This is a genomic window from Geodermatophilus sp. CPCC 206100 (assembly GCF_048569675.1).
GTDB lineage: Bacteria > Actinomycetota > Actinomycetes > Mycobacteriales > Geodermatophilaceae > Geodermatophilus.
Genome location: NZ_JAQISV010000003.1, coordinates 126,986 through 153,447 on the forward strand (window position 1 = coordinate 126,986; position 26,462 = coordinate 153,447).

Sequence of the window (26,462 nt, forward strand, 5' to 3'; positions counted from 1 at the left end):
CGGCGGGCCGGTCCGCTCCCGGGTCAGCGGTCGGCGAGTTGCCGTTCCAGCGCGGCGAGCTGGCCGGCGTCGCTGCGCCGGATCGCCCAGCGGAGCAGCGGGCCGAGCGCCGTCCACGGGCCCGCGGTGCGCACGTCGGCGTCCAGGGTCACGCGGGCGCCGGTGCCGGAGGGCTCCACGCGGTAGGTGTAGTCCGCGGTCACGCCGCCCTGCCGCGACCGCAGGGTGACCGACCGGCCGGAGTCGAGGGCGGCGATCTCGGCGGTCCGGTCCCGTCCCCGGCTGGTGAACCGCAGCCGGGTGCCCACCTCCGGTGGCCCCTCGACGGTGACCCGGTCGACCCCGAGCCAGCCGGCGGCGCGGTCCCAGTCGGTGAGCTGTCGCCAGACGTCGTCGGCGGGGCGGTCGATGAGGGCGGTCGCGGTGAACGCGCGGGTCATGCGGGCCTCCTGCCGGACGGGGACGCCCACCCTGGCGCGCTGCGGCCGGGCCGGTCTTGGACGGACTGCACACGGCTCAGCCGGGCTCGGGGACGAAGCCCGGAGCCTCCTCGCCGGGCTGGAGGAACCGGCGCTGGGCGGCCACGTAGGCCGACGGCGGGACGCCGGTGTGCCGGACGACGTCGCGGATCCGGTGCGCCTGGTCGTACCAGCCGAGCTCGGCGGCCAGGCGGGTCCAGGCGACGCGGTCCCGGACGTCGACCTGCTCGAGCAGCCGGCGGACCCGCAGCACCCGGGCCAGGGTGCGGGGGCTGAGCCCGACCACGCGGGTGAACTCGCGGTCGAGGTGGCCGTGCGAGACGCCGAGCCCGGCGGCCAGGTCGCCGACGGGCCGCGCCGGGTCGGCCTCCAGCGCGGCGACGGCCGCGGCCACCCGGTCCAGCCCGCGGTCGGACTCGTCGAGCCCGGTCGCCAGCACGGCCTCGGTCCGGTTCAGCGCCTCGGCGCCGTCCGCGCCGGACGCCAGGAGCTCGGCGTGCAGCGCCCGGGCGGCCGGCCACCGGGCCAGCAGGTCGGCCACCCGGCCGCGCAGCGGGGCGGGGTCCAGCCCGAGGACCGCCCGGCAGCCGATCGGTGTGGTGACGATGCCGACGCAGTGGGTGTCGGCGGTCGGCTCGTTCACGATCGGGCGGTCGTGCGGCCCGATGAGGAACCCGGTGACCGCGAGGAACGCCGGCCCGCCGTCGGGGGTCTGGCGGATCGGCGGTCCGAGCACGATGCCGGCCACCGTCGACCCGGTCGGCGCGATCCGCTCCCGCCGGTACGGGATCTGCCCCCGGGCGTGCCACAGCGACGCGACGTGGCGGCCGAGCCGGCCGGCGGGCCGCCGCTCGGTGAACGCGAAGTCCACCCCGAGAGCCTAGGTGCGGCGAGCGGACCGGTTGGATGGCGGCGTGGGCACGGACTGGCCGGTGCGGGACGCGACCCCCGCCGACGCGGCGGGCTGCGCGGAGGTCTACGCCCCCTACGTCCGCGACACGGCGATCTCCTTCGAGACCGAGCCGCCGTCGGCGGCGCAGGTGGCCGAGCGGATCGGTGCGGCGCTCGCCACGCACGCCTGGGTGGTGCTCGAGGACGCCGGCCGCGTGGTGGGCTACGCCTACGGCGGCCCGTTCATGGCGCGGCCGGCCTACCGCTGGTCGACGTCGGTCAGCGTCTACACCGAGCCGGGCCGCCGCCGCCCCGGCGCGGGCCGGGCCCTCTACACCGCGCTGTTCGACCGGCTCACCGCCCGCGGCTTCCGCATGGCCTTCGCCGGCATCGCGCTGCCCAACCCCGCGAGCGAGGCCCTGCACCGCGCGCTGGGCTTCGAGCCGGTCGGCACCTACCGGCGGGTGGGCTGGAAGCACGGGCGCTGGCACGACGTCGCCTGGTGCCAGCGGCCGCTCGGCGACCCCGGCGACGACGGCTCGCCGGCCCCGCCGCGCTGAGGCGCCGCCCCGACTGTGGGGGGACTGTGGGGGTCGTGTGGGTGCCGGCCGCCGACGCCCGGCGACAGGCTCGTCCCATGACCGAGACCGCGAACCGCCCCCTCACCGACGTGCACGACATGGTGGTCGTGCACCGCGCCTTCCGCCGCGAGTTCCGCCTCCTCCCAGAACTGGTGCGCGCCGTCCGGCCCGGCGACACCGCCCGCGCCGCCGTCCTCGCCGGACACGCCCGGCTGGTGCTCACCGGCCTGCACCTGCACCACTCGGGCGAGGACGAACTGCTGTGGCCCCGGCTGCTCGAGCGCGCCGCGCCGGACGCCGCCCTCGTCCACCGCATGGAGGTCCAGCACGAGCGGGTGCACGACGCCCTCGAGCGGCTGCACCCGGCCCTGGACCGGTGGGAGGCCGAGGCCCGCCCCGCCGTCACCGAGGAGGTCGCCGCCGGCCTCGACGCGCTGCGCACCGCCCTGCTCGAGCACCTCGACGAGGAGGAGCGGGAGATCCTGCCCCTGGCCGCCCGGCACCTCTCGCCGGAGGAGTGGGCGCAGCTCGGCCAGCACGGCTCCGGGCAGATGCCGATGAGGTACCTGCCGATCCTGTTCGGGGCCGTGGCCGAGGAGGCGACGCCCGAGGAGATGGCCGCGATCCTGGCGACGCAACCCGCGCCGGTGCGGCTCCTCCTGCGGACCGTCTTCGCCCGCAGCTACCGGCGCTACGTCAGGCGGGTGCGGCACGGTCGCTGATGTCCGCGGCGAGCCGGGGGACGTCCGCGGGGCGCAGCCCGCGCCCGCGTTCCCAGGCCCGCCCGAACGCGGCCTCGCCCAGCGCCGCGCGCACCTCGGGGAGCGCCCGGGCCAGGAACTCGAGGTCGGGCGGGAAGGACACGGCCACCGCGGCCGCCTCCGCGGTCGCCGACCCGGCGGCGAACAGCTCCGCGGCGAGCTCCGGCAGGCCGCGCCGGGCCGCGAGCACCGCCAGGCCCGGCACGGTGTAGGCCATCGTCCAGGTGGTGCCGACCGCCGCGGCCAGCCCGGCCGCCTCCGTCCACCCCCGGAGCGCGGCGTCGTCGTCGCCCCGGACGAGCGCCAGGCTGGCCTGCACGTTGAGGACCATCGCGAGGGTGAACGGGCCCCCCATCTCACGGGCGATCCGCTCCCCCTCGACCAGGCCCGCTGCCGCACCCGGCAGGTCGCCGGCCAGGAACAGCAGCTGGGCCTGGGCCGTGGCCGCGTGCGCCAGCGCCCAGGAGTGCCCGGCCGCCGCGCCGAGCCGCCGCGCGTCGGCCAGCGCCGCGGCCGCCTCCTCGAACGACCCGAGGAAGCCCGTGGCCGAGCCCGCCAGCACCAGCGCCTCCACCCGCCGGTCGTCGTCCCCGGCCTCGGCGGCGGCGCGGGCCGCTCGGCTGGCGGCGGACGCCGTCGCCGCGACGTCCCCCGACGCGAAGGCCAGCCCGGCCGCCGCCAGGTGCAGGGCCGCCGACCCGGCCGGCGGCAGGGCGTCGCCGTCGACCCGGGCCACCCAGCGCAGCCCCTCGGCGGTGTTGCCCCGGAGCGCCCAGTACAGCCACGTGTCGGCGGCCAGCTCCGCCGCGGCGCCGGCGCGCCCGGCGGCGGTCAGCCGGGCCAGCGCCGCGGTCAGGTTGCCGTGCTCCTGCTGCAGCCGGTCCAGCCACTGCCGCTGCGCCGCCCCGCGCAGACCCCGGCGCGCGCCGGAGGCCAGCGCCAGCACCAGATCGGCGGCCCGGTCGGCGGTGGCGTCGGCCTCGCCGGCCGCAACCAGGTGGCCGGCGGCGTACTGCCGGACCGGCTCGAGCAGCCGGTAGCGCGCCGCGCCGCCCTCCTCGGCGACCACGAGCGACTGCTCGACCAGGCCGGCGAGCGCGGGCAGGACGTCGACGTCGGGACCGGCCACCTCCGCGGCGGCCTCCAGGGTGAAGCCCCCGGCGAAGACCGACAGCCGGCGCAGGAGCAGCTGCTCGGCCGCGGTCAGCAACTGGTGGCTCCAGTCGAGGGTGGCCCGGACGGTGCGCTGCCGCTCGGGCAGGTCCCGGCTGCGCGGCGAGCTGACCGCCTGGTCGAGCCGGGCCAGCAGCGCCGACGGCGTGAGGAAGCGGGCGTGGGCCGCCGCGAGCTCCAGCGCCAGCGGCAGGCCGTCGAGCCGCCGGCAGATCGCGGCGACGTCCGGCGCGGTGGCGTCGGTGAGCGGCACGGCCCGGCCGGCCGCGCGGGCGCGGTCGAGGAAGACCCGGGCCGCGGGGGAGGCGGCCACGGTGGCGACGTCGGTCCGCTCGGGGACCGGTAGCGGCTCCAGCGGCCGCTCGAGCTCGGCGCGCACGCGCAGGGCGGCCCGGCTGGTGGCCAGCACCACCAGGCCCGCGCAGCGGGCGAGCAGGGCCGCGACGTCGGCCGCGGCGTCCAGCACGTGCTCGAGGTTGTCGAGGACGACGAGCTGCCGGCGGGTGCCGATGGCGGCGGCCAGCGACTCGACCGCGGAACCGGCCGGCTGCCGGGCGCCGAGCGCGCCGGCCAGCGCGGGCAGCACCAGCGCCGCCTCGGGCACCGCGGCCAGCTCGACGACCGCGACGCCGTCCGGGAAGTCCGGGGCGAGCGTGCGGGCCACCTCGAGGGCCAGGCTGGTCTTCCCCACGCCGCCGGTGCCGGTCAGGGTGAGCAGCCGGGTGGTCCCGGACCGCAGGAGCCCCACCACCTCGTCCCGCTCGGCGGCCCGGCCGACCAGCGGTGCGGCTGGGTGGGGGAGGACCGGGGGCGGGGCGGGCGCGGCGCCGGGCTGCTCCGGCCGGGCGGCCGCGGCCAGGGCGCCCCGGTCGGCGGGGTCGAGGCCGAGCGCGTCGGCCAGCGCCCGGACGGTGTGCGGGTGCGGGCGCCGCCGCTCGCCCCGCTCGAGCGCGCTGACCGCCTTGGCGGTGAGGCCGGAGCGCTCGGCGAGCTCCTCCTGGCTGAGGGCCGCCCGCCCGCGCTGCCGGCGCAGGACCTCGGCGAACGCGCCCGGACCGTCGCTCACCGGCCGCAAGGTAGCAGCGGGCCCCGCCGCGGACCGGGCGTGGACACCGGCCTCGGCGGGGGAGATACTAGGACGTCCAACTATCGCACCCGGTGGTGCCGCCGGCGTCCGGACCCAGGGAGCACCATGCCCGGCTCGCGCTCGGACCTGCACGTCCCCGTCCACCCGGTCCGGTTCGTCACCGCGGCCAGCCTGTTCGACGGCCACGACGCGGCGATCAACGTCATGCGGCGGCTGCTGCAGAGCCAGGGCGCCGAGGTGGTGCACCTCGGGCACGACCGCAGCGTCGACGCCGTCGTGCGGGCGGCGCTGGAGGAGGACGTGCAGGGCGTCGCGATCTCCTCCTACCAGGGCGGCCACGTCGAGTACTTCACGTACCTGCGGGAGCGGCTGGCGACGGCCGGCGCCGGGCACGTGCAGGTCTTCGGCGGCGGCGGGGGCGTGATCGTGCCCGAGGAGATCGCGCTGCTGCGCGACCGCGGCGTCACGATCTTCAGCCCCGAGGACGGCCAGCGCCTGGGCCTGCCGGGGATGGTCAACGAGCTGATCCGCGCCTGCGACGTCGACCTCGCGGCCGAGGGCCCGGACGTCGACGCGCTGCGCACCGGCGACCCGGCGGCCCTCGCCCGGGCCATCACCGTGCTGGAGGCCGGGCGGGACCCCGAGCTGGCCGCCCGGGTGCGCGAGGCCGCGGCCGGGCGGACGGTGCCGGTCCTCGGCATCACCGGCACCGGCGGCTCGGGCAAGTCCTCGCTCACCGACGAGCTGCTGCGCCGGCTCCGGCTGGACCAGGAGGACAAGCTGCGGATCGCCGTCCTGGCGATCGACCCCACCCGCCGCCGCGGCGGGGGAGCGCTGCTCGGCGACCGGATCCGGATGAACGCGCTGGACACCGGGGAGGGGTCGCACACCTTCTTCCGCTCCCTGGCCACCCGGTCGGCCGGCGCGGAGACGCCCGCGCACCTCGACGACGTGCTGTGCGCGGTGCGGGCCGCCGGCGTCGACCTGGTGGTCGTCGAGACGCCGGGCATCGGCCAGGGCGACGCCGGGATCGTGCCGTTCAGCGACGTCGCGCTGTACGTGATGACGCCGGAGTTCGGCGCCGCCTCGCAGCTGGAGAAGATCGACATGCTCGACTTCGCCGACGTCGTCGCCATCAACAAGTACGAGCGGCGCGGCGCCGAGGACGCCCGCCGCGACGTCGCCCGCCAGCTGGTCCGCAACCGCGAGGCCTTCGGGCAGCGCTGGGAGGACATGCCGGTCTTCGGCACCAGCGCCGCCCGGTTCAACGACGACGGCGTCACCGCGCTCTACCAGCACCTGCTGGGCCTGCTGGCCGGCGCGGGGCTGCCGGTCGGCCCCGGCGTCCTGCCGCGGGTGGACGTGACGGCCTCGTCGGGGCTGACCAGCGTGGTCCCGGCGGCCCGGTCGCGGTACCTGGCCGAGATCGCCGAGACGGTGCGGCGGTACCACGCGCAGACCGAGGAGCAGGCCGCCGTCGTCCGCCGCCGGCAGGCCCTGCGCACCACCGCCGACCTGCTCGGGGACGACGCCGGCCGGGTGCCGGAGCTGCTGGCGGACGCCGACGGCGAGCTGCTGCCGGAGGTCCGCGCGCTGCTCGACGAGTGGCCGGACCGGGTCGCGGCCCATGCCGGCGACGAGTACGTCTACACCGTCCGCGGCCGGGAGATCCGCACGCCGCTCACCCGCGAGACGCTGTCGGGCACGCGGGTGCGCCGGGTGTCGCTGCCCCGGACGACGGACGAGGCGGAGCTGCTGCGCTTCCTGCGCCGGGAGAACCTGCCCGGGTCCTTCCCGTACACCGCGGGCGTCTTCCCGTTCAAGCGGGCCGGCGAGGCCCCCGCTCGGATGTTCGCCGGCGAGGGCGACGCCTTCCGCACCAATCGCCGCTTCCGGCTCCTGTCGGCGGGCAGCGAGGCGACCCGGCTGTCGACGGCGTTCGACTCGGTGACCCTCTACGGCCGCGACCCCGATCCGCGGCCCGACGTCTACGGCAAGGTCGGCACGTCCGGCGTCTCCATCGCCACGCTCGACGACATGCGCGAGCTCTACGCCGGCTTCGATACGTGCAGCCCCACGACGTCGGTGTCGATGACGATCAACGGGCCGGCGCCGACGATCCTCGCGATGTTCCTGACCACCGCGGTCGAGCAGCGGCTGGACGCCTTCCGCGCCGAGGAGGGCCGCGAGCCGGACGAGGCGGAGGCCGAGGAGATCCGCGCCTTCGTGCTGTCCACCGTCCGCGGCACGGTGCAGGCCGACATCCTCAAGGAGGACCAGGGCCAGAACACCTGCATCTTCTCCACCGAGTTCGCGCTGCGGTGCATGGCCGACATCCAGGAGTGGTTCATCGCGCACCGGGTGCGCAATTTCTACTCGGTGTCGATCTCCGGCTACCACATCGCCGAGGCCGGGGCGAACCCCATCAGCCAGCTCGCGTTCACCCTCGCCAACGGCTTCACCTACGTGGAGGCCTACCTGGCCCGCGGCATGGCGATCGACGACTTCGCACCCAACCTGAGCTTCTTCTTCTCCAACGGCATGGACGCCGAGTACACGGTCATCGGCCGGGTGGCCCGCCGGATCTGGGCGGTGGCCATGCGGGAGCGCTACGGAGCCGCGCCCCGGTCCCAGCAGCTGAAGTACCACGTGCAGACGTCGGGCCGGTCGCTGCACGCGCAGGAGATGGACTTCAACGACATCCGGACGACGCTGCAGGCGCTGTGCGCCGTCTACGACAACGCCAACAGCCTGCACACCAACGCCTACGACGAGGCGGTGACCACGCCGTCGGAGCAGTCCGTGCGCCGGGCCCTCGCCATCCAGGTCATCATCGACCGGGAGTGGGGGCTGGCCGGCAACGAGAACCCGCTGCAGGGCTCGTACGTCGTCGAGGAGCTCACCGACCTGGTCGAGGAGGCCGTGCTCACCGAGTTCGACCGGATCGCCGAGCGCGGCGGCGTGCTCGGGGCGATGGAGACCGGCTACCAGCGCGGCCGGATCCAGGACGAGTCGATGCTCTACGAGCACCGCAAGCACGACGGCAGCCTGCCCATCGTCGGCGTCAACACCTTCCTCGACCCGCACCGCGACGAGACGCCCCCGAAGCCGCTGGAGCTGGCCCGGGCCACCGAGGACGAGAAGCGGTCGCAGCTGCGCCGGCTGGCCGACTTCCACGCCCGGCACGCCGGCGAGGCCCCGGCCGCGCTGGCCCGGCTGCAGCAGGTGGCGATGGAGGGCGGCAACGTGTTCGCCGCGCTGATGGACGCCGTCCGCGTCTGCTCGCTCGGGCAGATCAGCGACGCGTTCTTCGAGGTCGGCGGCCAGTACCGCCGCAACGTCTGATGGCCCCCGTGCAGGGGCCCGACGCGAGCCTGCGAGTGGCGGGGGGCACGGGGCTCCTCGACGACCTGGGAGCGCCGGTCGACCTGCCGCGGCCGCCGCGGCGGGTGGTGTCGCTGGTGCCCTCGCTGACCGAGGCCCTGGCGGTCACCGTGCCCGACCGGCTGGTCGGCGCCACCGACTGGTGCACCGCCCCGCCGGGCCTGGACGTACCCCGGGTGCGCGGGACGAAGAACCCCGACCGCGCCGCCATCGAGGCGCTGGCGCCCGACCTCGTCGTCGCCAACCAGGAGGAGAACCGGCGGCTGGACGTCGAGCGGCTGCGGGCCGCCGGCGTCCCGGTGTGGGTGACGGTCATCGAGTCGGTCGACCAGGCGCTGGCCTCGATGCGCCGGCTGTTCGCCGACGCCCTCGACGCCGGGGAGCCGGACTGGCTGACCGAGGCCGCGCGGGTGTGGGCCGAGCCGGCGCCGGACGACGGGCGGCGGGTCGCCGTCCCCGTCTGGCGGGACCCGTGGATGGTCGTCGGTCCGCGCACCTTCACCGGCGACGTGCTGTCCCGGCTGGGCCTGGTCAACGTCCTCGCGCAGCACCCCGACCGCTATCCACGGGTCGAGCTCGCCGACATCGCCGCGGCCGCGCCGGACGTCGTCGTGCTGCCCGACGAGCCCTACCGGTTCACGCCGGACGACGGACCCGAGGCGTTCCCCGGCACCCGCACCGTGCTGGTCTCCGGCCGCGACCTCACCTGGTACGGCCCGTCGCTGACCGGCGCCCGCGCCCGGCTGCGAGCCGCCCTCGCCCGATGAGTCCCGGCCGCGACCGGAGTCGTCCCTGCATGGATCTCGACCCGGTCCGGCACGTGCTGGACGCGCAGGTCGCCGGCGGGCGGCTGCCCGGCTACGTCGCCGCCGTGCGGCACCGCGGGGACACCCAGGTGCTCACCGGCGGCACGACCGCGTTCGGCGGCAGCGCCCCCGTGCGGCCCGACACCCTGTTCCGGCTGGCGTCCTTGACCAAGCCGTTCGCCGGGGCGCTCGCCCTCGCCCTGGTGGAGGACGGCGTCCTCGCGCTCGACGACCCGGTGGCGCGCTGGCTGCCGGAGCTGGCCGCTCCGCGCGTGCTGCGCGACCGGGCCGGGCCGCTCGAGGACACGGTCGCCGCCGAGCGGCCGATCACCGTCCGGCACCTGCTCTGCGGCACCCCCGGCTTCGGCGGCGTCCCCGGCGGCGGCCCGCTGGCCCGCGCGATCGACGAGTCGCAGATCGGACCCAGCGCGTGGGGTCCGCCCGTGGCGCCGGAGGAGTACCTGCGCCGGCTGGCCGCGCTGCCCCTGGCGGCCCAGCCGGGGGAGGTGTGGCTGTACCACCTGGCGTCCGACGTCCTCGGGATCCTGCTGTCCCGGGCGACCGGACGGCCGGTGTCGCAGCTGCTGGCCGAGCGGGTCACCGGCCCCCTCGGGCTGCGCGACACCGGCTTCCGGGCACCGGACGCGGCCCGGCTGGTGACCTGCTACCTCCCCACCGAGGCCGGGCTGGAGGTCGTCGACGCCCCCGGCGGGTTCGCCGCCGCGCCACCGTTCGAGAGCCTGGCGGCCGGCCTGGTGTCGACCGCGCCCGACGTCCTGGCCTTCCTCGCCGCCCTGGCCGACGGCGGCGCGCCGGTGCTGCCGGCCCGGGCGGTCGCCGCGATGACCACCGACGTGCTGACCGACGCGCAGCGGGCCGCGGCCGCCGACTCCCTGGGCCCCGGGATCTCCTGGGGCCTGCAGACCGGGGTGTGCGTCTCACCCGTCCGCCCGTGGACGACGCCCGGCCGGTGGGGGTGGGACGGCGGCACCGGCACCAGCGGGTGGGCCGACCCGGCGGAGGACCTGGTCGCCGTCCTGCTCACCCAGCGGATGATGGCCGGGCCCGACGACGAGCCCACCGAGTTCTGGCGCACGCTGTACGCCTGCCGAGGCGCACCGCTCCGTCGCGGTGCGGATTGACGCGGCGGAGGCGGCCCCGGAGCCTGGGGGGATGACGGTGCTGTCGCTCCCGAGCCGGGGCCGCTGGGTGTGGGACGCCCGGGACCGGACGCGTGCGGTCCGGGTGTCGGCGCACCCCGACGTCGGCCTGCTCAACCTGAGCGTGTGGCGGGACGAGACCTGCGTGGGCACCGTGAAGCTGCGCCCCGACGAGGTGTCCGGCCTGGTCGCGGCGCTCACCGACGGACTCGCGCAGCTGGCCGCGCCCCGGCCGGGCACGGACGGCCCGCGGCTGGCTGCCGTGGAGGACCGGGTGACCGAGCTGGAGTCCCGCCTGGCGGCACCGGCTCGCCCCTCCGCGGTCGCGGCGCTCCGCGAGCGGGCCCGCCGGCTGCTGGGCTGAGCCGGCGGACCCGGACTACGGGCGGGTCCGGACCAGGTTCATCGCGACCATGCTCAGGGCGACCACGCCGTCCCGGTTCGCCAGCTCGATCCGGGTGCGCACCAGCCCGCGGTCGGGCTTGGTCCGCGACACCCGGGCCTCCTCGACCGTCGTCCGCAGCGTGAGCTCGTCGCCGGGGCGGACCGGAGCGCGCCAGCGCAGCTCGTCCACGCCGGGCGAGCCGAGGCTGGAGACGGGGGAGAGGTACTCGTCGGCGAACAGCCGCATCATCAGCGCGCAGGTGTGCCAGCCGCTGGCGATCAGGCCACCGAACGGCCCGGCCGCGGCCGCCTCGGCGTCGACGTGGAACGGCTGCGGGTCGAACCGGCGGCCGAAGTCGACGACGTCGTCCTCCTCGACCCGCAGCGGGCCGAACTCCGCCGTCGCCCCCGGCACGTAGTCCTCGAACCAGCGCTCGGTCACCGGCCCGAAGGTAGGGGACCGCCGGACCGCCCGCCGCGCAGAATGTGGGCTCGCACCATCAGGGATGCCGACAGGAGACGAGAGGGACGCCGGATGAGTGGTACCGCCGTGATCACCGGGGCGGCCGGAGCACTGGGCCAGGCGGTGGTCGCCGAGTTCCGCCACCGGGGGTGGCAGGTGGTGGCCGTCGACCGCCCCGGGCCCGCCCTGGACGGGGTGGCCGGGGACGAGGGGGTGCACGCCGTCCCCGCCGAGCTCTCCTCGCGGGACGAGGTGCAGCGCGCCTGGGAGGAGGTCGACCGCATCGGACCCACCGACGCGCTCGTCGCGCTGGCCGGCGGCTTCCGGCCGGGCTCGCTCGCCGACCTCACCGAGGAGGTCTGGGAGGAGCTGTGGCAGTCCAACACCACCTCGGTGCTCTGGTGCTGCCAGGCCGCGGCGGCCCGGATGGCCGACGCGGGGGGCGGCACGATCGTGACCGTCGGGTCCAAGACGGCGGTCGGGGGGAAGGCGCCCGTGGCGCACGCGGTCAGCAAGGCCGCCGTCGTCCGGATGTCCGAGCTGCTCGCCGACGAGCTGCGGCCGCGGGGCATCCGGGTCAACTGCGTGCTGCCCTCGGTCATCGACACCCCGGCCAACCGGAGCTGGATGTCGGCCGACCTGGCGGCCCGCGCCGTGGCCCCGGCGGCGATCGCCGCGGTCATCGCCTTCCTCGCCGGGCCGGACTCCGCGCCGGTCAGCGGGGCGCGGGTACCGGTCTACGGCGACTCCTGAGCGTCCCGCCGCTGCTACGGTCCGCGGCGTGCAGCCAGCCACCGGCCCGCTGAGAGGGATCCGCGTCGTCGAGATCGCGGGGCTGGGGCCGGTGCCGTACGCCTGCATGCTGCTGGCCGAGCTCGGCGCCGACGTCGTCCGGGTGGACCGCCCGGGCGGGGGCACCCAGCCGCTCCCGCCGGACCGCGACGTCCTGCACCGCAGCCGCCCCTCGCTCGCCGTGGACCTCAAGAGCCCGGGCGGGCGGGACGTCGTCCTCCGGCTCGCCGGGACCGCCGACGTGCTGGTCGAGGGGCTGCGGCCCGGTGTGACCGAGCGGCTGGGCATCGGCCCCGACGCCTGCTGCGCCCGCAACCCGCGGCTGGTCTACGCGCGGATGACCGGCTGGGGCCAGGACGGCCCGCTCGCCGCGCAAGCCGGGCACGACATCAACTACCTGGGGCTGACCGGCGCCCTGCACGCCATCGGCACGGCGGAGACGCCGGTGCCCCCGCTCAACATCGGCGCCGACTTCGGTGGTGGCTCGATGTTCCTGCTGGTCGGCGTCCTCGCCGCGCTGCTGGAGCGGGCCACCAGCGGGCGCGGGCAGGTGGTCGACGCGGCGATGGTGGACGGCGCCAGCTCCCTGGTCACGATGGTCCACGGGCTGCTCGCCGCCGGGCTGTGGCAGGACCGCCGGGCGGCCAACCTGCTCGACGGCGCCGCCCCCTTCTACGGCACCTACGCCTGCGCCGACGGCCGGCACGTCGCGGTCGGCGCCATCGAGCCGCAGTTCTTCGCCCGGTTCCTCGACGGCCTGGGCGTGGCCGAGGGGTTCCCCGGCGGGCAGGACGACGTCGCCCGCTGGCCCGAGCAGCGGGCGCGGATCGCCGCGGCGATCGCCACCCGCACCCGCGACGAGTGGGCCGAGGTCTTCGCCGGCACCGACGCCTGCGTCACGCCGGTCCTCGGGCTCACCGAGGCCCCGCACCACCCGCACCTGGCCGCCCGCGGCACGTTCGCCGCCGGCGACGGGCACCCGCAGCCCGGGCCGGCGCCGCGGTTCTCCCGCACCCCGGCCGCCGTGCGCGGGGCGCCGCGGGCGCCCGGGCAGGACACCCGCGCGGTCCTGCGGGAGTGGGGCTTCGCCGCGGGCGAGGTGGCCGCGCTGGAGGACGACGGCGCGGTCGTCCAGGCCGGCTGAGCGCCGCACCACCACCGGAGGAGGTCCCGTGACGGACGAGGTCCTGGTCGAGCGCCGCGAGGGCGTCCAGGTCATCACGATCAACCGGCCGCAGGCGCGCAACGCCCTCACCCGGGCGGTGGCCGACGCGGTCGCCGCGGCCGTCGACGAGCTCGACGCCTCCGACGAGCTGGCGGTCGGCGTCCTGACCGGCGCCGGTGGCACCTTCTCCGCGGGCATGGACCTCAAGGCGTTCCTCCGCGGCGAGACCCCCGCGATCGAGGGCCGGGGGCTGTGCGGGATCACCCAGACCCCGCCGCGCAAGCCGTTGATCGGCGCGGTCGAGGGCTGGGCGCTGGCCGGCGGGTTCGAGCTGCTGCTGGCCTGCGACCTGGTCGTGGCCGCGGAGACCGCCCGGTTCGGCGTGCCCGAGGTGCGGCGCTCGCTGGTGGCCGCCGGCGGCGGTGCGCTGCTCCTCCCGCGGCGGGTGCCGCCCAACGTCGCCATGGAGATGCTGCTGACCGGCGACCCGCTCCCCGCTGCGCGCGCGGCCGAGGTGGGGCTGGTCAACCGGCTGACCCCGGAGGGCGGTGCCCTGGACGGCGCCCTCGAGCTCGCCGCCCGCATCGCCGGCAACGGCCCGCTCGCGCTGGCCGCCACCAAGGCCATCGCCCGGGGCGCCGCCGACTGGACCGCCGCCGAGGGCTGGGCCCGGCAGGCCGAGCTGGTCGGCCCCGTGTTCGCCAGCGAGGACGCCCGCGAGGGTGCGACCGCGTTCGCCGAGAAGCGGACGCCCGTCTGGCGCGGCCGCTGAGCGGCGTCCCGTCGCTCGCCTGTCCCCGTGCCGGACGTCGGCTCGGACCCGGCGGCCCCCGGGTGGTAGACCCACGGGGTGCAGCGCCGTCGCGGCGCCTGCCTACCGAGGGGGAGCATGAGCGCGGAGACGACGCCGGACGCCGGGACGACGGCCGCCCCCGCCGCACCCCCGCCGCCCCTGGGCGCGCTGGCGATCCTGCGCATCGGGGGCTTCCTGGTGCTGTACCTCAACGCCGCCGCGGTGTTCCTCGGGGTCATGGGACAGGCCATCGCCCGCAGCTGGCTGGCCTTCGAGCTCACCGGCTCCAACGCGGCGCTGGGCGGGGTGCTGCTGTCCTTCGGCATCGCGTTGCTGATCGCCACGCCCTGGGGCGGGGTGGCCGCCGACCGGCTGCCCAAGCGGCTGGTGCTGCAGCTGTCGGTGCTGATCCTCGCCGCCTCCAGCGCGTGGATCGGGCTGGCCGTCGTCTTCGACGTCATCCAGTACTGGATGCTGCTGGGCGCCGGGGTCCTGCAGGCGGTCGGGTTCGCGCTGTTCAACCCGGCCCGCATGGCCTTCCTGGCCGAGCTGGTGCCCCGAGGGTCGGTGCCGCAGGCGGTCTCCCTGCTCCTGGTCAACGCCGAGGTCAACCGGGTCATCGGTCCGGCGCTGGCCGGCGTCGTCATCGGCTCGGTCGCCTGGGGCACCGAGGCGATCTTCCTGACCAGCGCGGGGCTCGCGACCGTCGGCGTGCTGCTCACCGGCGCGCTACCCCCGGGGCGGCGGCGCGGCGAACCCTCCGACCGCTCGCCGCTGGGTGAGCTGGCCGACGGCGTCCGGTACGTCCGCCGGCAGCCCGAGCTGTCCGCACTGACCTGGTGCGGCATCGGCGTGACGATGTGCGGGATGCCGTACCTGGCGTTCATGCCGACCATCGCCAGCGACCTCTACGGCCTCGGCTCGCTCGGCTACGGCGTCCTGTCGGCGATGTCGGCGGTCGGCGGGGTCACCGCCGGCCTGCTGCTCGGCCGGCGCTCGTCCCGGACCAGTGAGCAGCGGGTGTTCGTCCTCTCCGGCGTGCTGTTCGGCCTGGCCATCTGCGCGCTCGCGGTGGCGCCCAACGCCGGGGTGGCCGTCGCCGTGCTGCTGCTGCTCGGTGGCGGGATGCTGGCGTTCCAGACGACGAACCAGTCGCAGCTGATGACGCTGTCGGACATGGAGTACCACGGCCGCGTGCAGTCGCTGATCATGCTGAGCTTCGGGGCGTTCGGCATCGCCGCGCTGCCGCTGGGCCTGCTCGCCGACGTGGTCGGGTTGCGCTGGACGCTGACCGGGATGGGCGTCGGCGTGCTGGTGTTCGTGCTGCTGTTCGTCCTCGTCAGCCGGCGGTTCGGCGCCGCGCGCCGGCTGCGCGACCTCGGCTGAGCCGCCTCACGAGCGCCAGTCCACCCCCGGCAGGGTCGCGCTCCAGGACTCGGCGATCCGCCCGTCGGCGACCCGGTGCACCACCAGCCAGGTGATCACCGAGGTCTCCCCGGTCTCGAGGTTGACGCCGGTGGTGGTGGCGCGGGTCCAGACCCGGTCCTGCGAGGTGACCTGGTCGTCCACGGTGGTCGCCGGGGCGTGCAGCAGCTGCCAGGAGTTGCGCACCTCGCGCGTGAACTCGGCGCGGGTCAGCGAGCGGGTGCCGGCCGAGGAGTGCCGCACGTAGGGCTCGGCGATCAGCTCGTCGATGACCCCGAGGTCGCGCTGGTTCCACAGCCCGTCCCAGTACCGCCGCACGATCCCGGTCACCGCCTGCTGGTCCACGAGGGGGGAGCCTAGAGGCCGCTACCCGACCACCACCCGGCCCGGTGGCAGCAGCGGCTCGCGCTTGAGCTCGGCCCGGGCGACCGCGCGCAGGTGCACCTCGTCGGGCCCGTCGAACAGCCGCATCGCCCGGTGCCAGGCGTACATCGCGGCCAGCGGCGTCACGTCGGTCATGCCGGCGCCGCCGTGCACCTGGATCGCCCGGTCGATGACCCGGGTGGCGGCCCGCGGAACGGCGACCTTCGCCATCGCCACGAGGTCCTTGGCCGCCTTGTTGCCCTGCGTGTCGATGACCTGGCAGGCGCGGTGGCACAGCAGCCGGGCCTGTTCGATCTCCAGCCGGGACTCCGCGATCTGCTGCTGCACCACGCCCTGGTCGGCCAGCGGCCCGCCGAAGGCCACCCGCTCCCGCGCCCGCGCCACCAGCAGCGCCAGCGCCCGCTCGGCGGCACCGAGCGCCCGCATGCAGTGGTGGATCCGGCCGGGGCCCAGCCGGGCCTGGGCGGCGGCGAACCCGCCGCCCTCCTCGCCGATCACGTTGGCCACCGGCACCCGCACCCCGTCGAACCGCACCAGGGCGTGTCCGTGCTGGTCGTGGTGCCCCAGCACCGGGAGGTCCCGGACGACGGTGACCCCGGGCGTCTCCCGCGGCACGATCACCATCGACTGCTGCCGGTGCGGCGCGGCCGACGGGTCGGTCTTGCCCATGACGATGAACAGCGCGCAGCGGGGGTCCATCGCGCCGCTGGTCCACCACTTCAGCCCGGTGACGACGTACTCGTCACCGTCGCGCTCGATGCGGGTGCCGATGTTGGTCGCGTCGCTGCTGGCGACGTCGGGCTCGGTCATCGCGAACGCCGACCGGATCTCCCCGGCCAGCAGCGGCGCCAGCCACCGCTCCTTCTGCTCCGCGGTGCCGAGCAGGTGCAGCAGCTCCATGTTGCCGGTGTCCGGGGCGGCGCCGTTGATCGCCTCGGGCGCGAGGTCCAGGCTCCACCCCGACAGCTCGGCGATCGGCGCGTACTCCAGCTGGGTCAGCCCCGACTCCGCCGGCAGGAAGAGGTTCCACAGCTCCCGTTCCCGCGCCGTGCCCTTGAGCCGCTCCACCACCGGTGGCACCTCGTGCCCCTCCGGCCCGGCCGCCCGGCGGTGCGCCAGGTACTCGGCCTCCGCCGGGAGCACCTCCTCGCGCAGGAAGGCGACCATGCGGTCGTAGAGCTCGCGGGCGCGGGGGGACGGTGCGGCCAGGGCGTACTCCGTCACGGGAACTCCTGTCGGTCGGGGGGCTCGACCCGACCGTAGGGACTCGCGCGACCCTCCGCAGGAGTGCCTCCGTCAGGCCGACGCGGTGCCGCCCACGGGGCTGGGGACGTCGCGGTGCGGGCGGGACTGCCACAGCGCCCACTCCGCGCTGACGTCCCCGGCGGTGCGCAGCAGCTTCGGCAGGTGCTCGCCGAGCAGCTGCGCGGTCGAGGTCTCCGCGGCGTGCACGGTGACGTTCATGGCCGCCCGCACCGCGCCGGACGCGTCGCGGACCGGGACGGCGACCGAGCGGACCCCGGGCGCCAGCTCCTCGTCGGCCAGCGCCCAGCCCCGGGCCCGGACCTCGACCAGCTCCTCCTGCAGCTGCTCGGGGCCGCGGCCGATCGGGCCCGGCAGCCCGGCGCGGCTCGGCTGGGCCAGGGTCGCCGCCAGCTCGTCGGGGGAGAGGGCGGCGAGCAGCACCTTGCCCTGGGAGGTCTGCACCGCCGGGAACCGGGTGCCGATCTCCACCCGCAGCGCGATCAGCTTGGGCACCGAGACCCGGGCGACGTAGACGACGTCCGAGCCGTCGAGCTGGGTCATGGACGACGACTCGCCGGTGCTGGCCACCAGCGCCTCGAGGTGCGGCCGGGCGATGTCCCAGAGCCCCAGCGCCCCGACGTAGGCCATGCCGAGCGACAGCACCCGCGGGGTGAGCTGGAAGGCGTTGCCCGCGGTCCGCACGAAGCCGAGCTCCTCCAGGGTCAGCAGCAGCCGGCGCGCGGTCGGGCGGGCCAGCCCCGCCGCCGCGGCCACCTCCGACAGCGTCATGCTCCGGTGGTCGGCGTCGAAGCAGGCCAGCACGTCCAGGCCCCGCGCCAGCGCCTCAACGAAGTCCGGCCCGCTCCCGCGACCCGCCATGGTGTGCCCCTCTTCCCGGCGAGATCGCCGATCTCGCGCGAGTGCGGCCGCGGAACCGTGCGAGATCGCCGATCTCGCACGGTTCCGCAGTCGTGGCTCAGCGACCGAGGACGCGGTCCTCGCCGCCGGCCCGCTTCGACTCGTCCTTGAAGTCGCTGTACTGGTACGGGTTGTCGAGGACGTCGGCCTCGGCATCGGGCTTGTCGGGGAACATCCCGGCCTGCCACGCCTCCTCGCCGATCTCCGCGCGCAGGTACTCGATGGTGTCCTCGATCTCGCGCCGGACGGCGGCCAGGTCGACGCCGACCAGCCGGTGGGCGTGCTTCACCACCCGGCCGTCCACGAGCACCGTGTGCACGTCCCCGCGCTGGGCCTGGAAGACCACCTGGCCGAGCGGGTTGAGCAGCGGGAACGACACCGGGGAGGAGTCGTTCTTGATCAGCACCAGGTCGGCCTTCTTGCCGGGCTCGAGGCTGCCGAGGTCGGAGTCGCGGCCGATCGTGTGCGCGCCACCGCGGGTGGTCCACTCGACCACCTGCTGGGCGCGCAGCCGCAGGTGCGTGATCGTCTCGCCCTTGAGGTGCGCGGTGAGGTGCTCGGACATGCGGTCGGCGTTGAGGGTCGCGCGCATCGCGGAGAACATGTCGCCGCTCCACCAGACGCTGGTGTCCATCGACAGCGACACCGGGATGCCGTACTGCAGCACCTGCTCGGTCGGGGCGTGCCCCTGCCCGGCGCTGCACTCGGACTCGGTGGCCACGGAGATGGACCCGCCGGTCGCCGCGATCCGCTGGTAGGAGTCCCGGGTCAGCGTCGACGCGTGGACGTAGGTGGTCTCCGGCGTCATGAAGCCGTTGTCGTACATCTGCTGGATGCCGGTGTCGCTGGTGGCACCCCAGACGCCGGCGTGGGTGGTCACCGGGAGCCCGAGGTCGCGGGCGACCTCGAACGCGGCCTTCTCCGGGAACGCCGGGTCGCCGGTGACGTCGAAGGCGATCTGCACGCCCATCATGTCGTCGCGGGCGTCCCGCAGCCGCTCCAGGAACGACCGGACGGCGGGGTCGGCCGTCCACTCCCACGGGCCGGCCTGGATGTTGCCGTAGGCCAGGACGAACCGGCCGGGCACCGACCGCAGCGCGTCGAGTGCCGCCTCGCCGTGCTCGACCGAGTGCAGGTTGTGCGACCAGTCGACGGTCGTGGTGACGCCGGCGTCGAGGGACTCGATGGCCGCCAGGCGGTTGCCCGCGGCGATGTCCTCGGGGCGGAACTTCTTGCCGTGCTCCAGGTAGTACCAGACGAAGTACTGGGTGAGCGTCCAGTCGGCGCCGTAGCCGCGCATGGCCGTCTGCCACATGTGCCGGTGGGTGTCGATCATGCCGGGCATGACGATGCCGCCGGAGGCGTCGATCTCCTGAGTGCCCTCGGGGACCTCGAGACCCGTGCCGACGGCGGCGATCCGGTCGTCGACCACGAGCACGTCGGCGTCGGTCAGGACCGTGCAGGCGTCGTCCATGGTGAGCACGGTGCCGCCGCGCAGGACGACGGGGCGCCCGGCCTCCGGAACGGGGCCGTCGGAACTGGTCATCGTCTCCTCCTCGAGACAGCCGACCGTCAGCGGACCCACGTCCGTATACCGGTCAGCACATCGGACCCGGCCACCCTGGCCGCGGGCGCGCGAGGCTGTCAAGACGCGCCCGCGCCGGAGCGGGGACCGGGCCGGTGACAGGGCGGTCGCTTGACAGTGGGGGACGGCGTCCGAAGACTCGGGCCGCGGTGTGCGGACCGTCGTCCGCATGCCGGTCGAACGGCACGAGAGGGGCCTCATCGATGACCGCATCCCAGCTCCCGCCGGGTGCGACGCCCGGCCGGGGGCCCCTCGCGGGCCTGCTGGTCGCCGACTTCTCCCGCGTCCTCGCCGGCCCCTACGCCACGATGCTGCTCGCCGACCTGGGCGCCGAGGTCGTCAAGGTGGAGAGCCCGGCGGGGGACGACACCCGCAGCTGGGCCCCGCCGGTCCGGGACGGCGTCTCCACGTACTACCTCGGCGTCAACCGCAACAAGCGGTCGATCGCACTGGACCTCAAGGACCCCGAGGACCTCGCCGTCGCCCGCGAGCTGGCCCGCCGGGCCGACGTGCTGATCGAGAACTTCAAGCCCGGGGGCCTGGCCCGCTTCGGCCTGGACCACGCGTCGGTGGCCGAGGGCAACCCCGGCATCGTCTACGCCTCGATCAGCGGCTTCGGCAGCGGACCCCAGGGCCGGTCGTTGCCCGGCTACGACCTCATCGTGCAGGCCATCTCGGGGCTGATGAGCCTGACCGGCGACCCGGACGGCGAGCCGTTCCGCGCCGGCATCTCCGTGTTCGACGTGATGGCCGGACTGCACGCCACCATCGGCGTGCTCAGCGCCCTCAACCGGCGGCACGAGACCGGCACCGGCCAGCACGTCGAGGTCAACCTGCTCTCCTCGGCGCTGTCGGGCCTGGTCAACCACTCCAGCGCCTACGTCGCCGGCGCGGTGGTGCCGTTCCGGATGGGCAACAGCCACCCCAGCCTGTTCCCGTACGAGCCGTTGCCCTGCGCCGACGGCGACCTGATCATCACCGCCGGCAACAGCGGCCAGTTCCGCAAGCTGGTCGAGGTGCTCGGCGTCCCGGAGCTCGCCGACGACCCGCGGTTCCTGCGCAACGAGGACCGCACCGCCCACCGCGACGAGCTGCGCCCGCTGCTGGTCGAGCGGCTGCGGACCCGGACCAAGCACGACTGGTTCCGCGACATCATCGCCGCCGGGGTGCCCTGCGGTCCGATCAACACCGTCGACCAGGGCGTCGCCTTCGCCGAGGAGGTCGGCCTCGACCCCGTCGTCGCGGTCGGGGAGGGGGCCGCCGCGGTGCCCTCGGTCCGCAACCCGATCCGGTTCTCCGACACGCCGGCCGACTACCGCTTGCCACCACCGGCCCTCGACCAGCACGGTGCGGAGATCCGCGAGTGGCTGGCGACGCCGGCCGCCGGCACCGCCGACCGGCAGGAGGGGCAGGCGTGACCGACGACGGCCGCCCGGTCTACCCGACGGCGCTGGGCGCCTCGAGCCGGGAGAGCATCACCCTGCTCGGCTCGGACCTCGCCCGCGACGTCATGGGCGAGGTCGGCTTCGGGGAGCTGGCCTTCTGGCTGGCCACCCAGCGGCGGCCGTCGAGGGGGGAGACCCGCGTCTTCGAGGCCGTCCTCGCCGCGCTCGCCGACCACGGCTTCACGCCGACGGCGATCGTCACCCGGCTGACCTACCTGTCCGCGCCGGACTCGGTGCAGGGGGCGCTGGCCGCCGGGCTGCTCGGTGGCGGCTCCCGATTCCTGGGGGTCACCGAGGACTGCGGCCGCTTCCTGCACGACGTCCTCACCGGCGTGGACGGCCCGCTGCCCACCGACGACGCCGGCTGGGACGCCCTGGCGCTGGAGACGGTGACCGCGCAGCGGGCGGCCCGGCGGTTCGTGCCGGGCCTCGGCCACCACGTGCACAAGGACGGCGACCCCCGCACCCCGCGGCTGTTCTCGATCGCGGCGGAGGAGGGGCTCTACGGCCCGCACCTGTCGCTGTTCGCCGCGATCGGCCGGGTGCACCCCACGGTGCTCGGGAAGACGCTGCCGCTCAACGGGGCCGGCGTCTGCGGCGCGGCGCTGGCCGACCTCGGGCTGCCGCTGGAGCTGCTGCGCGGGTTCGCGCTGCTGGCCCGCACCGCCGGGCTGATCGGTCAGCTGGCCGAGGAGCTGCGGCACCCTGTCGGCAACGAGATCTTCCTGTCGGTGGACCTGAACAACCGGTCCGTCGCACCCGACCCCTACACCCCTGACACCGACGTCAACGGAGGACGGCATGGCTGAAGTCGCCGCGGTCATCGCATCTACGCACCACCCGTTCTACTACCGGGCCAGCACCTCGACCGGCGAGGACCGGCCGCCGTTCGCCGACGAGTGGGTCGCCAAGATCGAGCGGTTCCGGGAGACGCTGACCCGGGCCGAGCCCGACGTCCTGGTGATGGTCGGCAGCGACCACTTCCACCAGCTCTGGCTGGACAACATGCCGCAGTTCCTCGTCGGCAAGGCGCCCTTCTTCGACGCCAACTGGTACAACGAGGAGCGCGAGTTCGGCCTGCCGCGGATGACGCTGCGGGGCGAGGAGGAGCTGGCCGCGCACATCCTGCGCGACGGCCTGGACCGCGACTTCGACCTGGCGTTCAGCAACGAGCTGCGGATCGACCACAGCATCACGTGCCCGATCATCACGCTGCGCCCGCAGGCGGACCTGCCGATCGTGCCGATCTACACCAACATCTTCGCCCCGCCGCTGCCGCAGCCCAAGCGCTTCGTGCAGCTGGGCCGGGCGGTCCGGGAGATGGTCGAGTCCTGGGAGAGCGACAAGCGGGTCGCCATCATCGGCACCGGCCACCTGTCGCTCGAGCTGGGCGGCCCGCGCCAGTTCGGCGAACACGGACCGGATCCGGAGTTCGACCGCAAGGCCGTCGAGTGGATCGCCAGCGGCGACATCGAGGGCTGCCTGGCCGAGGTGAGCCTGGACAGCCTGCACTCCCCGGGCAACGCCACCCACGGGTTCATGGACTTCATGCTGATGATGGGCGTCGCCGGCGAGGGCCGGAAGGCCGACCACGTGGACACCCTCGACCTGTTCCACACCATGGAGGCCTACTTCACCTGGTACCCCAACGGGGCCCCGGCCTGAGCGCGCGGACGACCGGAACGGAGACAGCCGCATGAGCAAGTACCTGCTCGACAAGTTCCTCTACACCGTCGACCGCGACCCCGAGCTGGTCGAGCGCTACCGGGAAGACCCCGCCGGCACGGTGGAGTGGTGGGAGGCCGAGATGGCCAACACCATCCTCAACTGCACGCCGCCGGAGAAGACCACCTGGCTGTCGTTCACCGAGGAGGAGCGCCGGGCGCTGCGCGAGCACGACCACGTCACGCTGTTCCAGATGGGCGCGCACCCCTTCCTCACGCTCACGCTGTTCATCGCGATGTTCGAGCGCGACCACGGGCCGCTGGAGTACCAGAAGGCCTACGGCAAGGCGATGGAGCACGTCTCGATGCCCTATCCGGACATCGCGACCTGAGCGGAGGGGAACACCTGTGCGTGCCGCCGTCCTGACCACCCCGGGGGCGCCGCCGGAGTTCGGCACGCACCCGGCGCCGGAGCCGGGCGCGGGGCAGACCCTCGTGCGGGTCACCGCCGCGCCGGTCGTGCCCCTGGACCTGCTCTGCGCGTCCGGGACGTCCTACTTCGGCCGGCCCGCCACGCCCTACGTCCCCGGCGTGCAGGGCGTCGGCGTGGTGGAGCGCTCCGCCGTCCACCCGCCGGGCAGCCGGGTCTGGTTCGCCACCTCGGCGGGGATGGCGCCCGGCGACGGCAGCCTGGGGGAGTTGTGCGCCGTCCCGGACGCCGACGTCGTGCCGCTGACCGCGGCGGTGCCCGACGAGCTGGCCGCGGCGCTCGGGCTGTCGGCCGTGGCCGGGTGGATGGCGCTCACCTGGCGCGGGCGCCTGCGGGCCGGCGAGCGGGTGCTCGTCCTCGGGGCCGGCGGCGCGGTCGGGCAGGTCGCCGTCGGGGCCGCCCAGCTGCTCGGCGCCGCCCGGGTGGTGGCCGTCTGCCGGCCGGGCGCGTCGGAGGAGCGGGCCCGCCGGGCCGGCGCCGACGAGGTGGTGCCGCTGTCGGACGACGCCGACGAGCTCGCCGCCCGCCTGGCCACCGCCGCCGGGGGCGCCGTCGACGTGGTGGTCGACCCGGTGTTCGGCACGGCGGCGACGGCGGCCTCGCGCGTGCTCGCCCCGTTCGGCCGGCTGGTCAACCTGGGCGGGGCCTCCGGGGACGAGGCGCGGTTCTCCTCCGCGGTGCTGCGCGGCCGCAGCGCCGAGGTGCTCGGCTACACCAACAACGCGCTGACGCCGGAGCAGCGGGCGCAGGCCCTGACCGCCGTCCTGGGGCACGCCGAGCGGGGTGCGCTGTCGCTGGACCACCTCGTGCTGCCGCTCGCCGAGGCGGCCCGGGGGTGGGCGCTGACCGCGGAGGGCGGCGGCCGCCGGGTCGTGCTGGTGCCCGGCGACTGAGGTCCGCGGACGGGCCCTCCGCGGAGCGGGTGTGTGCCTTGACACACCGCGAGCGGGTCGTGCATCGTCCCCGGGTCCGCCCAGCGGACAACTGTCCACGCCCGCAGACCGCGCGCCGGAAGGACCTCCCGGACATGACGACGACCGCCCCGACCTCGGCTCCCACCTACGACGGGGACATCTACTCGGACGAGGCGCTGCTCGAGCCGTACGAGGACTACCGGGCGCTGCGCGAGCTGGGTCCGGCGGTGTGGCTGTCGCAGCACGGCGCCTACGCCGTGGCGCGCTACGACGAGGCCCGGGCGGTGCTCACCGACGCCGACACGTTCCGATCGGCCAACGGCATCGCGCTCAACGAGCCGGCCAACCAGGCGATCCTCGGCTGCACGCTGGCCAGCGACGGCGAGCTGCACGCGCACCTGCGCCAGGTGGTGGCCAGCCGGCTCACCCCGCGGGCGCTGCGCCCGATGACCGAGGTCGTCACCGGCAAGGCCGAGGCGCTCGTCGAGGGCCTGGTCGAGAAGGGCTCCTTCGACGCGGTCGGCGACCTGGCCCGCGCGCTGCCGCTGTCGGTCGTGCCCGACTTCATCGGCTGGCCCCAGGAGGGCCGCGAGCACCTGCTGCGCTGGGCCGGCGCCAACTTCGACTCCTTCGGCCCGATGAACGCGCGCACCGAGCGGGCGCTGCCGCAGTGCGGCGAGATGGCCGCCTACGGCGCGGAGATCGTCCGCACCCGCAACGTCGCGCCGGGCAGCCTGGGCGCCGGCGTGCTCCAGGCGGTGGACGCGGGGGACATCTCCACCGAGCAGGCGATGATGCTCATGCTCGACTACCTGGCGCCGTCCCTCGACACGACGATCAGCGCGGTGGGCAGCGCCATCTGGCTGTTCGCGCAGCACCCCGACCAGTGGGACCTCGTCCGCGCCAACCCGCGGCTGGTGGCCAACGCCGTCAACGAGGTGGTCCGGATCGAGTCGCCGATCCGCGCGTTCGGCCGGCTCGCCGCCACGGACACCCGGATCGGCGACGTCGACGTCCCCGCGGGTTCTCGGGTGCTGGTCGTCTACGCCGCGGCCAACCGCGACGAGCGCACGTTCGAGCGGCCGGACGAGTTCGACGTGACGCGGGCCAACGCCGTCCACCAGCTGGGCTTCGGCATGGGCGAGCACGGCTGCGCCGGTGCCGGACTGGCCCGCATGGAGTCGGAGTCCCTGCTGCGGGCGCTGGCGTCGCGGGTGTCCCGGTTCCACCTGCAGGGCACCGAGCGGGCCCTGAACAACCTCATCCGCGCGTTCGGCCGGGTGGACGTCACCGTGGACCGGGCGCCGGCCGCCGGCTGAGCCCCCGCGGGCGTCAGTGCCGGTCGGCGAGCTGCTCGCCGATCCGGCGCCCCACCGTCTCCAGCAGCCCGGCGGCCTCGGTCATGGACCGCGCCTCGTCGGGCTCCAGCTCGGTCAGCGCGTGGACCGCGGTCAGGCCCGCCGCCGCGGCCTGGGCCGGGGTGAGGAGGTTGCGCCCGGCGACGGCGACCACCGGCGTCCCCGAGGCGCGGGCCACCGCGGCCAGTCCGACCGGTCCCTTGCCGCGCAGGCTCTGCCCGTCCAGGGAGCCCTCCCCGACGACGACCAGCGCGGCGCCGCGGACGGTGTCGGCGAAGCCGGTCAGCTCCAGCAGCAGGCCCACCCCGGGCGTCAGCCGGGCACCCAGCACGCTGGCCAGCCCGAAGGCGATACCGCCCGCGGCCCCGGCACCGGGGACGTCGCGCCGGTCCGCCCCGGTCGCCGCGGCCACCACGTCGGCCCAGCGGCCGAGCGCCGCGTCGAGCCGGGCCACGGCGGCGGGGGTGGCGCCCTTCTGCGGGCCGTAGACGGCGGCCGCGCCCTCCGGCCCGGTCAGCGGGTTGTCGACGTCGCAGGCGAGGACCAGCTCGGTCCGCGCCAGGCGGGGGTCCAGGCCGGTGAGGTCCAGGCGCACCGCCTCCGCCAGGCCCGCGCCCCCGGGCGGCACCTCGCTGCCGTCCGCGGCGAGCACGCGGGCGCCCAGGCCGACCAGCGCGCCCGCCCCGCCGTCGGTGGTGGCGCTGCCCCCGACGCCGAGGACGACGCGCCGCGCGCCGGCGTCCAGCGCGTCGGCGACCAGGCGGCCCACCCCGAGCGTCGAGGCGCGCAGCGCGGTGGCCTCGGTCGGCCCGGGGGGCGGCAGCAGGGCGAGGCCCGCGGCGGCCGCCATCTCGAGGACCGCGGTGTCGCTGCGCAGGGCGTAGCGGGCCGGCACCGACCCCCCGAGGGGGCCGGGCACGGCCCGGGTGCGGGGCGCGAAGCCGTGCGCCAGCACCAGGTCCACGGTGCCCTCGCCGCCGTCGGCGATCGGCGTCTCGACCAGCTCGGCGGCCGGCAGGCTGCGCCGCAGCCCGCGGGCCAGCGCGGCGGCCACCTCGGGGGCGCTCAGCGACCCCTTGAACTTGTCGGGGGCGAGCACGATGCGGACGGCCACG

The 26,462-nt window shown here is 75.8% G+C and carries 25 protein-coding genes; 16 read left to right on the forward strand and 9 right to left on the reverse strand.

The window, feature by feature from the left end:
• Window positions 1-23 precede the first annotated feature (23 nt).
• Window positions 24-440 (reverse strand): SRPBCC family protein, encoded by a 417-nt coding sequence (locus PGN05_RS01185; protein ID WP_419750414.1) that lies wholly within the window; start codon window positions 438-440, stop codon window positions 24-26.
• A 76-nt stretch (window positions 441-516) separates the two neighbouring features.
• Entirely contained in the window at window positions 517-1,350 is an 834-nt protein-coding gene (locus PGN05_RS01190) for a helix-turn-helix domain-containing protein (RefSeq protein WP_419750416.1), read from the reverse strand.
• A 43-nt stretch (window positions 1,351-1,393) separates the two neighbouring features.
• Between PGN05_RS01190 and PGN05_RS01195 the strand changes: the two genes are divergently transcribed.
• Together PGN05_RS01195 and PGN05_RS01200 are read left to right on the forward strand one after the other, a co-directional pair.
• Window positions 1,394-1,930, forward strand: a complete 537-nt coding sequence (locus tag PGN05_RS01195; RefSeq protein WP_419750417.1) for an N-acetyltransferase family protein — start codon at window positions 1,394-1,396, stop codon at window positions 1,928-1,930.
• A 77-nt stretch (window positions 1,931-2,007) separates the two neighbouring features.
• A complete protein-coding gene (locus PGN05_RS01200; RefSeq protein WP_419750419.1) occupies window positions 2,008-2,673 on the forward strand; it encodes a hemerythrin domain-containing protein in 666 nt (221 codons plus the stop codon).
• On the opposite strand, the gene PGN05_RS01205 is transcribed toward PGN05_RS01200, so the two are convergent.
• Entirely contained in the window at window positions 2,648-4,951 is a 2,304-nt protein-coding gene (locus PGN05_RS01205; RefSeq protein WP_419750421.1) for an ATP-binding protein, read from the reverse strand. The two genes, PGN05_RS01200 and PGN05_RS01205, sit on opposite strands and share 26 nt — an antisense overlap.
• A 126-nt stretch (window positions 4,952-5,077) precedes the next feature.
• Here PGN05_RS01205 and icmF point away from each other — a divergent pair, with 126 nt between their 5' ends.
• From icmF to PGN05_RS01225, 4 genes are read left to right on the forward strand one after another with little or no spacing between them, the layout of a single operon-like run.
• Window positions 5,078-8,317, forward strand: a complete 3,240-nt coding sequence (gene icmF, locus PGN05_RS01210; RefSeq protein ID WP_419750423.1) for a fused isobutyryl-CoA mutase/GTPase IcmF — start codon at window positions 5,078-5,080, stop codon at window positions 8,315-8,317.
• 8 nt (window positions 8,318-8,325) lie between these two features.
• Window positions 8,326-9,123 carry a helical backbone metal receptor gene (locus PGN05_RS01215; protein WP_419750425.1) on the forward strand — a complete coding sequence of 266 codons (798 nt, stop codon included), beginning with the start codon at window positions 8,326-8,328 and terminating at the stop codon, window positions 9,121-9,123.
• 29 nt (window positions 9,124-9,152) lie between these two features.
• A complete protein-coding gene (locus PGN05_RS01220; protein ID WP_419750427.1) occupies window positions 9,153-10,304 on the forward strand; it encodes a serine hydrolase domain-containing protein in 1,152 nt (383 codons plus the stop codon).
• 31 nt (window positions 10,305-10,335) lie between these two features.
• Window positions 10,336-10,686 carry a hypothetical protein gene (locus PGN05_RS01225; RefSeq protein WP_419750429.1) on the forward strand — a complete coding sequence of 117 codons (351 nt, stop codon included), beginning with the start codon at window positions 10,336-10,338 and terminating at the stop codon, window positions 10,684-10,686.
• A gap of 15 nt (window positions 10,687-10,701) precedes the next feature.
• Here the strand turns inward: PGN05_RS01225 and PGN05_RS01230 are convergent, their stop codons facing one another.
• The gene (locus tag PGN05_RS01230) at window positions 10,702-11,148 is read right to left on the reverse strand and encodes a MaoC family dehydratase (RefSeq protein ID WP_419750431.1); all 447 of its coding nucleotides are present in this window, start codon (window positions 11,146-11,148) and stop codon (window positions 10,702-10,704) included.
• Between the two features lie 93 nt (window positions 11,149-11,241).
• On the opposite strand from PGN05_RS01230, the gene PGN05_RS01235 reads away from it, so the two are divergent.
• The 4 genes from PGN05_RS01235 to PGN05_RS01250 all read left to right on the forward strand — a co-directional run bounded on the left by PGN05_RS01235 (window position 11,242) and on the right by PGN05_RS01250 (window position 15,305).
• Window positions 11,242-11,922 carry an SDR family NAD(P)-dependent oxidoreductase gene (locus PGN05_RS01235; RefSeq protein ID WP_419750433.1) on the forward strand — a complete coding sequence of 227 codons (681 nt, stop codon included), beginning with the start codon at window positions 11,242-11,244 and terminating at the stop codon, window positions 11,920-11,922.
• Window positions 11,923-11,950: 28 nt separating this feature from the next.
• Window positions 11,951-13,105 (forward strand): CaiB/BaiF CoA transferase family protein, encoded by a 1,155-nt coding sequence (locus PGN05_RS01240; protein WP_419750435.1) that lies wholly within the window; start codon window positions 11,951-11,953, stop codon window positions 13,103-13,105.
• Between the two features lie 28 nt (window positions 13,106-13,133).
• Window positions 13,134-13,898, forward strand: coding sequence for a crotonase/enoyl-CoA hydratase family protein (locus tag PGN05_RS01245; protein WP_419750436.1), 765 nt, complete (start codon window positions 13,134-13,136; stop codon window positions 13,896-13,898).
• A 117-nt stretch (window positions 13,899-14,015) separates the two neighbouring features.
• Entirely contained in the window at window positions 14,016-15,305 is a 1,290-nt protein-coding gene (locus tag PGN05_RS01250; protein WP_419750438.1) for an MFS transporter, read from the forward strand.
• 6 nt (window positions 15,306-15,311) lie between these two features.
• On the opposite strand, the gene PGN05_RS01255 is transcribed toward PGN05_RS01250, so the two are convergent.
• From PGN05_RS01255 to PGN05_RS01270, 4 genes are all read right to left on the reverse strand, one after another.
• Window positions 15,312-15,689, reverse strand: a complete 378-nt coding sequence (locus PGN05_RS01255) for an ester cyclase (RefSeq protein WP_419750440.1) — start codon at window positions 15,687-15,689, stop codon at window positions 15,312-15,314.
• 21 nt (window positions 15,690-15,710) lie between these two features.
• Complete coding sequence (locus PGN05_RS01260; RefSeq protein ID WP_419750442.1) at window positions 15,711-16,952, reverse strand: acyl-CoA dehydrogenase family protein; 1,242 nt, start codon at window positions 16,950-16,952, stop codon at window positions 15,711-15,713.
• Between the two features lie 72 nt (window positions 16,953-17,024).
• Complete coding sequence (locus tag PGN05_RS01265) at window positions 17,025-17,852, reverse strand: IclR family transcriptional regulator domain-containing protein (protein WP_419750444.1); 828 nt, start codon at window positions 17,850-17,852, stop codon at window positions 17,025-17,027.
• 97 nt (window positions 17,853-17,949) lie between these two features.
• Window positions 17,950-19,437 (reverse strand): amidohydrolase family protein, encoded by a 1,488-nt coding sequence (locus tag PGN05_RS01270; RefSeq protein WP_419750445.1) that lies wholly within the window; start codon window positions 19,435-19,437, stop codon window positions 17,950-17,952.
• Between the two features lie 242 nt (window positions 19,438-19,679).
• Here PGN05_RS01270 and PGN05_RS01275 point away from each other — a divergent pair, with 242 nt between their 5' ends.
• The 6 genes from PGN05_RS01275 to PGN05_RS01300 all read left to right on the forward strand — a co-directional run bounded on the left by PGN05_RS01275 (window position 19,680) and on the right by PGN05_RS01300 (window position 25,308).
• On the forward strand, window positions 19,680-20,894 hold the full coding sequence (locus tag PGN05_RS01275) for a CaiB/BaiF CoA transferase family protein (protein WP_419750447.1): 1,215 nt from the start codon (window positions 19,680-19,682) through the stop codon (window positions 20,892-20,894).
• Window positions 20,891-21,730: a citryl-CoA lyase gene (locus PGN05_RS01280; protein ID WP_419750448.1), complete on the forward strand. Its 840-nt coding sequence runs from the start codon at window positions 20,891-20,893 to the stop codon at window positions 21,728-21,730. Before PGN05_RS01275 ends, PGN05_RS01280 begins: the two co-directional genes overlap by 4 nt.
• A complete protein-coding gene (locus tag PGN05_RS01285; RefSeq protein WP_419750450.1) occupies window positions 21,723-22,586 on the forward strand; it encodes an extradiol ring-cleavage dioxygenase in 864 nt (287 codons plus the stop codon). Before PGN05_RS01280 ends, PGN05_RS01285 begins: the two co-directional genes overlap by 8 nt.
• Before the next feature lie 31 nt (window positions 22,587-22,617).
• Window positions 22,618-22,977, forward strand: a complete 360-nt coding sequence (locus tag PGN05_RS01290) for a hypothetical protein (protein WP_419750452.1) — start codon at window positions 22,618-22,620, stop codon at window positions 22,975-22,977.
• Between the two features lie 16 nt (window positions 22,978-22,993).
• A complete protein-coding gene (locus PGN05_RS01295) occupies window positions 22,994-23,968 on the forward strand; it encodes a quinone oxidoreductase family protein (protein WP_419750454.1) in 975 nt (324 codons plus the stop codon).
• A 134-nt stretch (window positions 23,969-24,102) separates the two neighbouring features.
• Window positions 24,103-25,308 carry a cytochrome P450 gene (locus PGN05_RS01300; RefSeq protein WP_419750456.1) on the forward strand — a complete coding sequence of 402 codons (1,206 nt, stop codon included), beginning with the start codon at window positions 24,103-24,105 and terminating at the stop codon, window positions 25,306-25,308.
• Window positions 25,309-25,321: 13 nt separating this feature from the next.
• On the opposite strand, the gene PGN05_RS01305 is transcribed toward PGN05_RS01300, so the two are convergent.
• A complete protein-coding gene (locus PGN05_RS01305) occupies window positions 25,322-26,461 on the reverse strand; it encodes a glycerate kinase (protein ID WP_419750458.1) in 1,140 nt (379 codons plus the stop codon).
• Window position 26,462 lies beyond the last annotated feature (1 nt).